Source organism: Siccirubricoccus deserti (assembly GCF_014283215.1).
GTDB classification, from domain to species: Bacteria; Pseudomonadota; Alphaproteobacteria; order Acetobacterales; family Acetobacteraceae; genus Siccirubricoccus; species Siccirubricoccus deserti.
Window position 1 is genome coordinate 79,143 of sequence record NZ_JACOMF010000001.1, and the last position, 13,363, is coordinate 92,505.

The following is a 13,363-nucleotide window of genomic DNA, read 5'->3' on the forward strand; positions in this document are numbered from 1 at the left end:
GATGGTGCGGCTTTCCCGACCCGCCCTACTCCCGCTGAACCGCGTGCTGTCCATGTCTGCCTGCGGGCTGGTCGCCACGACGGTGGAGGTGTCGGAACTGCCCTGTTCGGCTATCCGCCGCTCAGCCGTACGACGACGACATTCACCATCAGCCCGACCGCCAGATCCAGTGCCACGAATCCCGCCGCCCGTGACCCGCTGACCCCGAGTGCCGTCCGGGTGATGAACCACTCCAGCCACAGCGCGTAGCCAAGCGCCGCCAGGCCAAGGCCGGAGCCGATCGGGTCGGGCAAGAGCCGGCCAGGCACCGTCAGCCCGATCAGCACCAGGTACTGCACCGCATTCGCCCAATTCCAGGCGGCGAGGAAATGCGGCCATTCCGCCTGCCGCCCCGCCGCCTCCGCCAGGGGCCGGGAGGCCAGGGCGAAGCCGGCCCAGGCGACGGCATAGCCGATCAGCTCCACCACCAGCACCGTGCCGAACGGCCCGGCCGGCCCGCCGGTGGCGGACCAGGCGTGCAGGCGCAGCGCGAGGAAGGCCGGCAGGCAGATCGCCGCCGCCCAGAAGCTGCGGAGCGCGCCCGCCGGCGTGTCCTCGATCAGCATCAGCCCGTCGGGCCGGCCGCGCGCCAGCATGAAGGCGCCGCGCAGCCCGGCCTCGATCACCATCCGCAGCGGCGGCGGCTGCCCGGCCGGCGGTGTACCCCCTGCCCCGCTCAGGCGAAGGCCTCCTCGAGCACGGTGCGGTAGAGCGCCGCCAGCGCGCGCAGCTCCTCGACCGGCACGCATTCATTCACCTTGTGCATGGTGGCGCCGACCCCGCCGAGCTCGGCCACCGGGCAGTAGCGGGCGATGAAGCGGGCGTCCGAGGTGCCGCCGCCGGTATCGAGCGCCGGGGTGGCGCCGGTGCTGCGCTCGACCGCGCGCTTCAGCGCATCGACGAAGGGTCCGGGCGAGGTCAGGAAGCTCTCGCCGGAGCATTCGACGCGCATCTCGTAGCGCGCCTCCTCGGTCCGCAGCGCGGCGTGGAGGTGCTCGGTCAGGCTGGCGCTGCTGTGCAGGTCGTTGAAGCGGATGTTGAGCATCGCCCGCGCCTCGGCGGGAATGACGTTGTTGGCGGTGTTGCCGACATCGAAGCCGGTCACCTGCAAGGTGGTCGCCTCGAAGAACTCGCTGCCGCCGTCGATCGGCTGCGCGGTCAGCCGGTGCAGCACGCGGATCAGGCGATGGATCGGGTTGTCCGCCCGCTGCGGATAGGCGCTGTGCCCCTGAGTGCCGAACAGGGTGATCCAGGCGGTCATGCTGCCGCGCCGGCCAACCTTGACGATGTCGCCGAGGGCAAGGCGCGAGGTCGGCTCGCCGACCAGCGCCATGTCCGGGATCTCGCCGCGCTCCGCCATCCATTCCAGCACCTTGACGGTGCCATCCCGGGCCGGGCCTTCCTCGTCGCCGGTGATCAGCAGGCTGATGCTGCCGGGGCGGTCGCCATGCACCGCCAGGTAGTCGGTCAGCCCGGCGACGAAGGCGGCGATGCCACCCTTCATGTCGCAGGCGCCGCGGCCATAAAGCACGTCGCCCCGCACCTCGCCGGAGAAGGGGCTGCCGTCCCAGCCCTGCTCGCCCGGCGGCACCACATCGGTGTGGCCGGCGTAGCAGAAATGCGGGCCCTCGGTACCGCGCCGGGCGTAGAGATTCTCGATCTCCCCGAAGCGCAGCCGGTGGCAGGCGAAGCCGAGCGGCGCCAGCGCCGCCTCCAGCACGCCGAGCGCCCCGGCGTCGGCCGGCGTCACGCTCGGGCAGCGGATCAACGCCTGGGCGAGCGGCAGCGGGTCGGTCGGCTGGTTGCCGGGGGTGGGCTTCACGCAAGGCTCCTCATTGTCATGGCGCGGCGGCACGGCGGGCGGGCGCCGCCGCGCCGGCCTTGCGCCTTTCCCTGGCCGCGCCGCGAGGCACGGCCGCCGCCGGCTCAGTCGCGCAGCAGCTCGTTGATCGAGGTCTTCGCCCTGGTCTGCGCATCCACCGTCTTGACGATGACGGCGCAGTAGAGGCTCGGCCCCGGCGAGCCATCCGGCAGCGGCTTGCCCGGCAGGCTGCCTGGGACAACGACCGAATAGGCCGGCACCCGGCCGATGTGCACCTGGCCGGTGGCGCGGTCGATGATCTTGGTGCTGGCGCCGAGGAAGACGCCCATGGAAAGTACCGCGCCGCGCTCGACGACGACGCCCTCGGCCACCTCGGAGCGGGCGCCGATGAAGCAGTCATCCTCGATGATCACCGGATTGGCCTGCAGCGGCTCCAGCACGCCACCGATGCCGACACCGCCCGAGAGGTGGACGTTGGCGCCGATCTGCGCGCAGGAGCCGACGGTCGCCCAGGTGTCGACCATGGTATTGCGGCCGACCCAGGCGCCGACGTTGACGAAGCTCGGCATCAGCACCGCGCCCGGGGCGATGTAGGCGGATTTCCGCACGACGGCGCCCGGGACGGCGCGGAATCCGGCCTCGCGGAAGCGGTTCGGCCCCCAGTCGGCGAATTTCAGCGGCACCTTGTCATAGGCGCCCGCGGCGGTGTCCATCGGCGCCGAATCGGTCAGGCGGAAGGACAGCAGCACCGCCTGCTTCAGCCATTGGTTGACGGTCCAGCCGCCCTTCCCGTCCGGCGCGGCGACCCGGGCGGCGCCGGTGTCGAGCGCCTCCAGCGCCGCTTCCACCGCGGCGCGTTCCTCGCCGCCGGTGGCGGCGGAGATCGTCTCGCGGCGGGCCCAGAGGGCTTCGATGCGCGGTTGCAGCGTGGCGTGGTCCATGAGGCGAGATCCCGAGCGAAAGGCCGCGGACCATGCCGACGCCCGGCGGCGCATGTCAACGGAGCGGGGCGTAGGCGCCGGCAGTAACGGGTGCGGAATATCGATAACCGCATCTTCACCCGCCCGGCTGAAACTGCCGCGCATGCACCAAGCCGACCCGACCGGCCCGAAGCGGCGCACCGACGGCCCGCCCTTACCGCCCGCCGATGCCGCCGGGACCGCGCCCGGGCTGCACGCCGCGCTGCTCGAATCCCGCCAGCGCTGGCGGGATTTCGCCAGCCTCGCCACCGATATCGCCTTCGAGACCGATGCCGCCGGCCGCCTTACCTTCCTCGCGCCGGACCCCTGCCGCGGCTGGCCGGTGACGGCGCTGCTCGGCCGGCCGGGGAAGCTGCTGCTGCAGCAGCCGGAACCCGATCCCTTCGGGCTGCGGCGCCCGCTGCGCGGCCTGCGCGCCTGGCTGCGCCATGCCGGCGACGCGCCGGGCTGCTTCAGCTTCGCCGTCGCCCCGCTGGCCGATGTGGGCGGCGGCTTCGCCGGGCTGCGCGGCTGCGGCCGCGAGATCACCGCCGAGGTGCAGGAGGCCGAGGCGCAGGCTGCCGCCCTGCGCCGGGCCGAGGCGCTGGAGACCCTGGTGCGCCGGGTCCGCCGCCAGGTGCTGGCGCCGCGCATGCTGGCCACCGCGCTGGAGGCCCTGCCCGCGGTGCTCGGCTGCATCGGCGCGGCGATGCTGGAACTCGGCCCGGAAGGCAGGGTGCAGGTGACCCAGCAGCATGGCGCCGACCCCGCGCCGCTGCTGCCGGCGCTGGCGCCGCTGCTCGGTGGCGCCCAGCCGAGCTTCCGGACCGGCCCGGGCAACGAGCCGCTGGCGCTGCTGCCGAGCCCGCACCGGGTCCCACCCTGCCACGGGCTGCTCGCCTGGCGGGCGGCCGGGGCGCGCGCCTTCGATGCCGACGACCGGCACCTGCTGCATTCCATATCCGACCTGCTCTTCGTCACGCTCGGCAACCAGGTGCTGCAGCGGGAGCTGGAGCTGCAGGCGCGGACCGATGCGCTGACCGGGCTGCTCAACCGCCGCGCCTTCATGGAGGAGCTGCGCCGCCGGCTTGACCGCCCGGGGGAGGCGGGCGGCACCGGGGCGCTGCTGTTCATCGACCTCGACCATTTCAAGCCGATCAATGATGCGCTCGGGCATGAGGCAGGGGATGCGGCGCTGGTCGCCGTCGCCGGGGTGCTACGGGAGATGGTGCGGCCGGTGGATCTGGCGGCGCGGCTCGGCGGCGATGAGTTCGCCCTCTGGCTGCAGGATGCCGATGCGGCGGCGACGGCGCGGCGCGCCGCGGCGATCGGCGCGGCGGCGGCGCGAATCCGGCCCTGGCCGGCGGGCCGCACCGGGCCGGCGCTCGGCTTCAGCATCGGCTGCGCGGTGCGCCCGCCGGACACCCGCCCGGCGCCGGACAAGCTGCTCGCGGAAGCCGATGCGGCGATGTACGCGGTGAAGCGCGGCGGACGCGGCGGCTGGCGGCTGGCGGGCGCCACGGAGCCCGCCGGATGAGCGCGACCGCCGCCCCGGAGGTGAGCGACTCGGCCAAGCGCATTGCCGCCGAGGGTAGCGAGGCCGCCCGGGTGGCGCTGGCCGGGGGGCGGGATGCGGCGCCGGAGATCCTCTATTTCCTCGCCACCGACCGCGCCGCCCGGGTGCGCGCCGCGGTCGCCGCCAATGCCGCGACGCCGCAGCCGGCCGACCGGATCCTGGCCGGGGATGGCGATGCGGGGGTGCGGGCCGAGCTGGGCCGCAAGCTCGCCCCCCGGGCGCCGCAGCTCGCCGGGGCAGCGGACCGCCGCCAGCGGCTGGGGTGGGAGACGCTGAACGCGCTGGTGGCGGATGCCGCCGTCACCGTCCGCCGGGTCATCGCCGAGGAGCTGAAGGCGCTGCCGGATGCGCCGCGGGCGCTGATCCTGCGCCTCGCCCGCGATGCGGCGATGGAGGTGGCGGAGCCGGTCATCCGCCATTCGCCCCAGCTCACCGAGGCCGACCTGCTGGCGCTGATCGCCGATCCTCCGGCGCCGGCGACCTTGACCGCCATCGCCCGCCGCCCGGCGCTGAGCGAGCGGCTCTCGGATGCCATCGTCAGCACCGGCGCCGTCGCCCCGGTGGCGGCGCTGCTGGAGAACCGCTCCGCCGCGATCCGGGAGGCGGCGCTCGACCAAGTCATCCTCGGCGCGGCGCAGCATCTCGCCTGGCAGGCGCCGCTGGTGCGCCGGCCGGTGCTGCCGCCGGGCGCCGCCCGCAGGCTGGCCGGCTTCGTCGCCGAGCATCTGCTGGAAGCGCTGGCGGCGCGCCCCGACCTCGACACCGCGGTGACCCGGGCGCTGCGCGAGCGGGTGGAGCGGCGGCTGGAGGCGCCGCCGCCCGCAGGCGGGCAGACACCGGAGGCGGTGTTCGAGAATGCCGGGCTCCAGGGCGCGCTCTCGGTCATGGCCGAAGCACTGGCCGAGGCGGCCGGGGTGCCGGCGGCCATGGTGGGCCGGGCGGTACGGCTGCGCAGCGCCAAGGGGCTGGTGAGCCTCTGCTGGAAGGCCGGCTTCGCACCGCGGGCGGCGACCCTGGCGCAGACCGTGCTCGGCCAGGTCAGCCCGACCACCGCCCTGGCCCCGAGCCCCGGCGGCGGCTGGCCGCTCAGCGAATCCGAGATGCGGTGGCAACTGGAATTGCTGGAGGAGCCGGAGGCGTGACGCTGCCCTGCAAGCGACACTCGCGGCTGGCCGCCTTCAGTGAAGGCCCGGCTTCTCGCCGGCGCTGCGCTCCTCCACCCCCAGCGCCTCCGCCAGCCTTGCGTTCGCGCTGCCGGGGCGGGCCGGGCGGCTCTGGCTCTCATGCGGGGCCCAGCCGGTCATCGCCAGCAGCCGCAGCTCGGCCGGGATCACCCCGTCGCGCTCCGGCAATCGGCTCGCCGCCAGCGGCAGCAGCGCCCGCGGCGGGCAGCGCGGATCGCGCGCCAGCACCGCATTGGTCTCGCCCGCCGCCCGCAGGTCGTGGAACAGCGCCATGGCGGAGCGATAGGCCAGCGGCAGCGTCCCGGCATCGGCGACCGGCAGGGCGAAGCCGGCGCGTTGCAGCAGCCCGGCCAGGTCGCGCAGCTCCGGGAAGGGCGAGATCCGGGGGGAGAGGCCGCCGCGCAGCTCGCTCTCGGCCGCCGCCAGCGCCTCGCGCAGCGGCTGCAGCGTGCCGAGCCCGGGCAGGCTGGCCAGGAACAGCCCGTCCGGCCGCAGCGCCCGGCGAAGCTGCACCAGCGCGCCGGGCAGGTCGTTGACCCAATGCAGCGACAGGCTGGCCACCACCAGGTCGAAGCTCTCCGGCGCAAAGGGCAGCCATTCCTCGTCACCGGCCAGCGGCAGGCCGCCGGCACCCGCCGCCATGCGGGCGGAGAGATCCATCGAAACGACGAAGGGAATGCCACGGTCGCGCAGCTTCGGCGCGACCACGCCGCGCCCGCCGATGTCGAGGGCGCGGGTGAAGCGGCGGGTGGTGTCGTCCAGCCGGTCCAGCAGCAGCTCGGCGGCGGCGTCAAGGATCGGCGCCACCTGCCCCACGGTGGCGGCGGCGCGATCGCGCCGGCGGCGGTGCAGGCGGCGGTCGAAGACCCGCATCGGGTCGGCGGCGGTGCTCATTCGCCGCAGGTGGGAGGGCGCGGCTGCATTTGCACCGGGGTCAAGGTCACGAGCCGCGCAGCGCCGCGAGGATCGCGGCGGCGAAGGCCCGAGCATCGCCGGGCGGCGGATCCCGGTCCGGCATCCCGATCCGCAGGCGCAGCAGGCTGCCGCCCGCCGCCCCGGCGCAGAGCAGCCCGGCCACCCTTTCGCGGCCGTAGCGGCCGGCGGTCTCGGCGCAGCGCAACCCCGGCGGGGCGGCGCCCGGCCCGGCTTCAGGCCGCGGATCCGGCAGGGTCAGCCGGCCGATCTCCCGCAGGTTGCGGGTCGGTCGCGGCAGCAACGCATCCCGCAGCAGATCCTCGAGAGCCGCTTCCACCGCCGCCGCATCCGCCGGGCCGGCCGGGCGGTAGAGCGCCACCATGGCGCCGGCGGCAGTGCGGCCCGTGGTGCGGTAGCCGATCTCAAGGCCGCCATCGGGGCGCGGCACCACCGCGCCACGACGGAAGTCGGCGGCCTCCTCCGGCAGGCGGTCGGCGAGGGTGGCGAGACTCGGCTGTGCCGCCACCTCGTCAGGGCCGCTTTGGGTCGGAGCCTGGCAGGCGACAAGCCCGAGCAGGAGTGGCAGTGACGCCAGCCAGCGCATCAACCTCCGCGCCTCAGCCCAGGCGGATCGGCACGGCGGCCGCGGCGTGCATCGCGGGCGCGGCACGCTGCTGCAGCGTGGCAGGACCCTGGCCGTACAGCCGGTGCGCATCCTCTTGGATCATCGTGAGACCAATGTAGCTGATCAGCGCGGCGCCGACATGAATGATCCAGCAGCGGGGAGATGCCCCCCCGCGGCCTCACCGCGGAGGTTGCTTCCGGTCCCCTGGGGTCGTTTCGCGCAGGGTGTTTCCATCCAGCGCGAAACCGCCCTAGTGCGGGGAAGCCGGGTGCGCGGCGGCCGTTTGCGCCGACGGCGAGTGCGCGGACGGCGCGTGCACGGTGGGCGCAGGCGCGGCCGGCACGTGTGCGGCGACCGGGTGATTACCGTCGCGGCGGACCAGCCCGGAGGCCAGCGTCGCCAGTATCGCTATGACCACAACCTGGCCCGCTGTCGCCGCCGCCCACATCCATGCCGGGAAGACCCCCGGCAGGGCGAGGTAGCCGAGCGGCAGCATGAGGAAGGCATAGGCACCCGGCACCTGGCCGGCGACCTGATGCGTGCCCTCCCAGATCATGTCGATCGCCACGTAGAGGATGACCAGCAGGCCGACCCAGGCGATCCAGCGGTGCTTGTGCAGCAGGTTGGCGATCAGCGTTGCGGCGACGCCCATCAGCACGACCGAAACCGCGAGGCCGACGATGAGAATGTAGGGATGATCCTTCGCGGCGCCGGCCACCGCCAGCACGTTGTCGAGGCTCATCGAGACATCGGCGACGAGGATTTGCAGGATGGCCTGGCGCAATGTCTTGCGCGGCGGGCCTGCCGGCGCTCCCTCCAGCGCCGCGGCGTCGTGAACCTCGTCGGCGTGGTCGTTCCCACCCTCCCGCAGTTCGCGGTACATCTTCCAGCACACCCAGAGCAGCAGCACGCCGCCCGCCAGCACGATGCCGACGATGGAGAGGAGCTGGACTGTGATGGAGGCGAAGGCGATGCGCATCACCGTCGCGGCGATGATTCCCCAGAAGATGGCCTTCCGGCGCTGGTCAGGCGGCAGGCCGGCCGCGGCCATTCCCACCACCACGGCATTGTCGCCTGCCAGGACCACGTCGATGAACAGCACCATCGCGAGTGGCTGCAGCCATATGGGCAGCATTTCCAACATGTCTCAGCCGTCCTGACCGCTGGAGGAATGGGTAAAAAGTAAGGCGCGGTGAAATAAAGGGTCACACATTTTTCTGCAACCCCATCGGCGCCGTGCGGCGGACCGGGGTGCGCTTGCATCCCTGGCCCTGCTGAGCGAGAGGAGACACTGCGGCATCGCCTGCCGCGCCCCGAGGTTCCGGAGCCCGCCTGCCATGGTCCCCCGCTACACCCGCCCGCAGATGGCCGCGATCTGGTCCCCCGAGGAGCGCTACCGGATCTGGTTCGAGATCGAGGCGCTGGCCGCCGAGGCCATGGCCCAGCTCGGCACCATTCCGGCCGAGGCGGCGCGGGTGATCCGCGAGAAGGGCACCCCGCGCGCCGCCAGCATCGGCCCCGGGGCGGTCGAGGCGATCGACGCCATCGAGCGGGTCACCCGCCATGACGTCATCGCCTTCCTGACCTGGATGCAGGAGGGCATCGGGCCGGAGGCGCGGTTCATGCACCAGGGGCTGACCAGTTCCGACGTGCTCGACACCTGCCTCGCGGTGCAGCTCACCCGCGCCGCCGATCTGCTGATCGCCGATGTGGATGCCGTGCTGGCGGCGCTGCGGCAGCGGGCGGAGGAGTTCCGCTACACCCCCACCATCGGCCGCAGCCACGGCATCCATGCCGAGCCGAGCACCTTCGGCCTGAAGCTCGCCGGGCATTACGCGGAGTTCGCCCGCAACCGGGCCCGGCTGGTCGCCGCACGGGCGGAGATCGCCACCTGCGCCATCAGCGGGCCGGTCGGCACCTTCGCGAGCGTCGACCCGCGGGTGGAGGAGCATGTCGCCGGAAAGCTCGGCCTGGCGGTCGAGCCGGTCTCCACCCAGGTCATCCCGCGCGACCGGCACGCCGCCTTCTTCGCGGCGCTCGCCGTCGTGGCGGCCGGGGTCGAGCGGCTGGCGACCGAGGTGCGCCACCTGCAGCGGAGCGAGGTGCGGGAGGCGGAGGAGTTCTTCCACCCCGGCCAGAAGGGGTCCTCCGCCATGCCGCACAAGCGCAACCCAGTACTGAGCGAGAACCTCACCGGCCTCGCCCGGCTGGTGCGCGGCTACGTCACCCCGGCGCTGGAGAACGTCACACTGTGGCATGAGCGCGACATCAGCCATTCCAGCGTCGAGCGGGTGATCGCCCCCGATGCCTGCATCGCACTCGACTTCGCCCTGGTGCGGGTGGCCGGGATGATGGAGAAGCTGACCGTCTACCCGGAGCGGATGGCGGCCAATCTGGAAAGCCTGGGCGGCGTCGTGCATTCGCAGAAGGTGCTGCTGGCGCTGACCCAGGCCGGGCTGAGCCGGGAGGAGGCCTATGCCGCGGTGCAGGCGGCGGCGATGGCGACCTGGACCGGGCTCGGCAAGCCGGGCGCCCGCAGCTTCGCCGAGCACCTGCTGGACAACCCCGCGGTCGCGGCCCGGCTGGATGCCGCAAGTCTGGCGGCGGCGATGGATCCGGCGCGCGACTTCAGCCATGTCGACACCGTCTTCGCCCGGGTGTTCACGACGGTATGATTCGCTGGCCGGCCACGCCAGCCGCGGCGTCGTTTTTGAATTTGTTGGCCAATTCAGGGGCTTAGGCAGGTGGCGCCGGCCCGGCCGGCCGTGCTGCCGCGAGCCTGCCGCGACGCTGCCGCGATTCCGCCGCAGGCCGTACCTATCTGTGGGGCCAACAAGGAGATCAGTGTGATGCGGGCCCTCCGCACAGGACTAGTCGCCGGTTTCACAGTGATGGCCGCGCTGGCAATGCCCATGGCCGCCGAGGCGCATGGCGAGGGTCGGGGCTACGGCCATTACCGGCACCACCGCCACCACCGGCCGCCGCCGAGCTACTACTACCGGCCGCCGCCGCCCCGCTACTACCACCGCCCACCGCCGGCTTATTACCGGCCGCCACCACCCTACTACTACCGGCCACCGCCTCCGGTGTATTACGCGCCGCCCCCCCCGGGCCTCGGCATCTACATCCGCTAGAGCGTGGTCGCTCGAGGTTGAAACAACCGACGGCGTGAATCACGCGGTCACCAACAGGGCCGGGGGCCTGATGGCTTCGGCTTGAAGCCGTCAGGCTCCAGGATTTCCGGCCGACGGCATCCGTTCGCTAGCCGTTTCCTCCTCGCCCGTGCTGTTCTATCCCGGTGGGGATGTGCACCGTCATCCTGCTCCGCCGGCCGGGCCATGCCTGGCCGGTGCTGATCGCCGCCAACCGGGACGAGCTTCTGGACCGCCCGGCCGACCGGCCCGGCCCCTGGTGGCCGGACCGGCCCGGTGTGGTCGGCGGCCGCGACCGCACCGGCGGCGGCACCTGGATGGCGGTGAACCGCGCCGGAGTGGTCGCCACGGTGCTGAACCGGCCGGCCAGCCTGGGGCCGGCGCCGGGCAAGCGCTCCCGTGGCGAGCTGCCGCTGCGGGCGCTGGAGGAAAGCAGCGCCGCCGCCGCCGCCGCCGCCATAACCGCCCTGCCGGCCGAGCAATGGCGCTCCTTCAACATGGTGGTCGCGGACCGCAACGAGGCCTTCTTCCTGCGCGGCCTCGGCCTGGGCCAGGTGACGGCGGCGCCGCTGCCGGAGGGGGTCAGCATGGTCACCGCGCATGACCCGAACGACCTCTCAAGCCCGCGCACCGCCCGCCACCTGCCCCGCTTCCAGGCCGCCCCGCCACCCGACCCGTTGCGCGGTGACTGGGCGGGATGGGAGGAGCTGCTGGCCGATGGCGACACCAGCGGCGACGAGACCGTGCCACGCGGGGCGGCGCTGCGGGTGCCGCCGCTTGGCGGCTTCGGCACGGTCTCGGCCAGCCTGCTGGCGCTCGGCGCCGATGGCAGGGTGATCTGGCGCTTCGCCGATGGCCCGCCCGGGGCGGCGCCCTTCGTGCCGGTGGCGGTCTGAGCGGCCGCTCAGGCCAAGGCTCCCCGCCCGTGGCGGTATGGCCGGCCGCTTGCTATACCGCCCTCGCCAGCGAGCCGGCCGCCTCCGGTGCCCTGCCCTGGCTCCGGGCCAAGGCTCCCCCCCGGCCGAGAGAAGGAAGTTTCCCACCATGGCGCGACGCCGTCAGCTCTACGAGGGCAAGGCCAAGATCCTGTTCGAAGGCCCCGAGCCCGGCACGCTGGTGCAGTATTTCAAGGATGACGCCTCCGCCTTCAACGCGCAGAAGAAGGGCACCATCACCGGCAAGGGCGTGCTGAACAACCGCATCAGCGAATACCTGATGACCCGGCTGATGGAGATCGGCGTCCCGACCCATTTCATCCGCCGGCTCAACATGCGCGAGCAACTGATCCGCGAGGTGGAGATCATCCCGCTGGCGGTGGTGGTGCGCAACGTCGCGGCCGGCAGCCTGAGCAGCCGGCTCGGCATCGCCGAGGGCACGCGGCTGCCACGTTCCATCCTGGAGTACTACTACAAGAACGCCGCGCTGAACGACCCGATGGTGTGCGAGGAGCACATCACCGCCTTCGGCTGGGCAGCGACCCAGGACCTCGACGACATGGTCCAGCTGGCGCTTCGGGTGAACGACTTCCTCTCCGGCCTGCTGCTCGGCGTTGGCATCACCCTGGTCGACTTCAAGGTCGAATTCGGCCGGCTGTACGAGAATGACGAGATGCGCATTGTCCTGGCCGATGAGATCAGCCCGGATAATTGCCGCCTCTGGGATGCCAAGACTGGCGAGAAGATGGACAAGGATCGCTTCCGCCGCGACCTCGGCAAGGTCGAGGAAGGCTATCAGGAAGTCGCCCGCCGCCTCGGCATCCTGCCGGAGGCGGGGGTGCGGGACATGAAGGGGCCGGAGACGATCCAGTGATCGTCGCCACCTGCCGCCGGGCGCCGGGCGCCGCGGCCGATTATCGGAGGGTTGGATGAAGGCGCTGGTGACCGTGATGCCGAAGACCGGCGTGCTGGACCCGCAGGGCAAGGCGATCGGCCACGCATTGGCGGGGCTCGGCTTCGCCGGCGTCGGCGAGGTGCGGGCCGGCAAGGTGATCGAGCTGGAGCTGGCCGAGACCGACCCGGCCAAGGCCCGCGCCGCGGCCGAGGAGATGGCGCGCAAGCTGCTGGCCAATACGGTGATCGAGAGCTTCTCGGTCAGCCTGGCCTGAGCGATGGTCAAGACCTCGCTCCTCATCATGGCGGTGCTGACGGTGCTGATCAGCATCGGGCTGCGTTGGCGGGAGGAGCGGGTCGGGGCGCTGAAGCCGGTGCCCGCGCCGCGGCGTGGCTGGGTGGCGGCGCAGAAGCACAAGCTGAACCGCTGGCTGACCGCGGCGACGCTCGCGGTGGTGGTGACCTTGCTGGTGCTCGGCGGGCTGCACTGGCTCCGGGTCTGGCAGAGCGAATGAGCGGCGCGCGCCGGCTGATGATGTTGGGTTCAGGGAGTAACCCGCGATGAAGGCTGCGATCATCCTCTTCCCCGGCATCAACCGGGAACGCGACATGGCGCTGGCGCTGGCGCGCGTCACCGGCCGCAAGCCGCAGATGCTGTGGCACCGCGACACCGCGCTGCCGGCGGGGCTCGACCTGGTGGTGCTGCCGGGCGGCTTTTCCTACGGCGACTACCTGCGCTGCGGCGCCATGGCGGCGCAGAGCCCGATCATGCAGGCGGTGAAGGCGCATGCGGCGCGCGGCGGCCATGTGCTCGGCGTCTGCAACGGCTTCCAGATGCTGACCGAGGCCGGGCTGCTGCCGGGGGCGCTGCTGCGCAACGCCTCGCTGCGCTTCCTGTCGATGGATTGCCAGATGAAGGTGGAGCGCGCCGACACCGCCTTCACCAACCGCTTCCAGCGCGGCCAGGTGTTCCGCGCGACCATGGCCCATGGTGACGGCAATTACTTCGCCGATGACGCAACCCTCGACCGGCTGGAGGGCGAGGGGCTGGTCGCGCTGCGCTACGCCACGCCGCAGGGCGAGGTGACCGCCGCGGCCAACCGCAACGGCAGCGCCCGCAGCATCGCCGGCGTGCTGTCGCCGAACCTGCGGGTGCTGGGGCTGATGCCCCACCCGGAGAACCAGGTTGACCCGCTGATCGACGGCACCGACGGCCTGCCGCTGTTCGAGAGCCTGGCCGAGAATTTCGCCGCGGCCTGAGG

Annotated in this window: 14 protein-coding genes and 1 pseudogene; 9 read left to right on the top strand and 6 right to left on the bottom strand. The window is 72.8% G+C overall.

Annotated features, from left to right (window positions below):
* Window positions 1–110: 110 nt before the first annotated feature.
* From H7965_RS00375 to dapD, 3 genes are all read right to left on the bottom strand, one after another.
* A complete protein-coding gene (locus H7965_RS00375; protein ID WP_186768535.1) occupies window positions 111–668 on the bottom strand; it encodes a hypothetical protein in 558 nt (185 codons plus the stop codon).
* A gap of 47 nt (window positions 669–715) precedes the next feature.
* Window positions 716–1,861, bottom strand: coding sequence for a succinyl-diaminopimelate desuccinylase (dapE, locus tag H7965_RS00380; protein WP_186768536.1), 1,146 nt, complete (start codon window positions 1,859–1,861; stop codon window positions 716–718).
* A gap of 104 nt (window positions 1,862–1,965) precedes the next feature.
* The gene (dapD, locus tag H7965_RS00385; RefSeq protein WP_186768537.1) at window positions 1,966–2,802 is read right to left on the bottom strand and encodes a 2,3,4,5-tetrahydropyridine-2,6-dicarboxylate N-succinyltransferase; all 837 of its coding nucleotides are present in this window, start codon (window positions 2,800–2,802) and stop codon (window positions 1,966–1,968) included.
* Window positions 2,803–2,944: 142 nt separating this feature from the next.
* Between dapD and H7965_RS00390 the strand changes: the two genes are divergently transcribed.
* Together H7965_RS00390 and H7965_RS00395 are read left to right on the top strand one after the other, a co-directional pair.
* Window positions 2,945–4,357: a sensor domain-containing diguanylate cyclase gene (locus tag H7965_RS00390; protein WP_186768538.1), complete on the top strand. Its 1,413-nt coding sequence runs from the start codon at window positions 2,945–2,947 to the stop codon at window positions 4,355–4,357.
* Window positions 4,354–5,538 carry a DUF2336 domain-containing protein gene (locus H7965_RS00395; RefSeq protein ID WP_186768539.1) on the top strand — a complete coding sequence of 395 codons (1,185 nt, stop codon included), beginning with the start codon at window positions 4,354–4,356 and terminating at the stop codon, window positions 5,536–5,538. The genes H7965_RS00390 and H7965_RS00395 overlap by 4 nt, the downstream gene beginning before the upstream one ends.
* A 36-nt stretch (window positions 5,539–5,574) precedes the next feature.
* Here H7965_RS00395 and H7965_RS00400 read toward each other — a convergent pair whose 3' ends face one another.
* The 3 genes and pseudogenes from H7965_RS00400 to H7965_RS00410 form a co-directional block, all read right to left on the bottom strand.
* A complete protein-coding gene (locus H7965_RS00400) occupies window positions 5,575–6,474 on the bottom strand; it encodes a methyltransferase domain-containing protein (RefSeq protein ID WP_186768540.1) in 900 nt (299 codons plus the stop codon).
* Window positions 6,475–6,520: 46 nt separating this feature from the next.
* The gene (locus H7965_RS00405; RefSeq protein ID WP_186768541.1) at window positions 6,521–7,099 is read right to left on the bottom strand and encodes a hypothetical protein; all 579 of its coding nucleotides are present in this window, start codon (window positions 7,097–7,099) and stop codon (window positions 6,521–6,523) included.
* 535 nt (window positions 7,100–7,634) lie between these two features.
* Window positions 7,635–8,264 (bottom strand): annotated as a pseudogene (locus H7965_RS00410) (TerC family protein); the annotation flags it as partial.
* A 193-nt stretch (window positions 8,265–8,457) separates the two neighbouring features.
* Between H7965_RS00410 and purB the strand changes: the two are divergent.
* The 7 genes from purB (at window position 8,458) to purQ (ending at window position 13,361) form a co-directional block, all read left to right on the top strand.
* Window positions 8,458–9,795 (top strand): adenylosuccinate lyase, encoded by a 1,338-nt coding sequence (purB, locus tag H7965_RS00415; protein WP_186768543.1) that lies wholly within the window; start codon window positions 8,458–8,460, stop codon window positions 9,793–9,795.
* Between the two features lie 174 nt (window positions 9,796–9,969).
* Window positions 9,970–10,254, top strand: coding sequence for a hypothetical protein (locus H7965_RS00420; protein WP_186768544.1), 285 nt, complete (start codon window positions 9,970–9,972; stop codon window positions 10,252–10,254).
* 170 nt (window positions 10,255–10,424) lie between these two features.
* Complete coding sequence (locus H7965_RS00425; protein ID WP_186768545.1) at window positions 10,425–11,168, top strand: NRDE family protein; 744 nt, start codon at window positions 10,425–10,427, stop codon at window positions 11,166–11,168.
* Window positions 11,169–11,316: 148 nt separating this feature from the next.
* Complete coding sequence (gene purC, locus H7965_RS00430) at window positions 11,317–12,081, top strand: phosphoribosylaminoimidazolesuccinocarboxamide synthase (protein WP_186768546.1); 765 nt, start codon at window positions 11,317–11,319, stop codon at window positions 12,079–12,081.
* Between the two features lie 55 nt (window positions 12,082–12,136).
* On the top strand, window positions 12,137–12,376 hold the full coding sequence (gene purS / locus H7965_RS00435) for a phosphoribosylformylglycinamidine synthase subunit PurS (protein WP_186768547.1): 240 nt from the start codon (window positions 12,137–12,139) through the stop codon (window positions 12,374–12,376).
* A gap of 3 nt (window positions 12,377–12,379) precedes the next feature.
* Complete coding sequence (locus tag H7965_RS00440; protein ID WP_186768548.1) at window positions 12,380–12,616, top strand: hypothetical protein; 237 nt, start codon at window positions 12,380–12,382, stop codon at window positions 12,614–12,616.
* 46 nt (window positions 12,617–12,662) lie between these two features.
* Entirely contained in the window at window positions 12,663–13,361 is a 699-nt protein-coding gene (purQ, locus tag H7965_RS00445) for a phosphoribosylformylglycinamidine synthase subunit PurQ (RefSeq protein ID WP_186768549.1), read from the top strand.
* Window positions 13,362–13,363 lie beyond the last annotated feature (2 nt).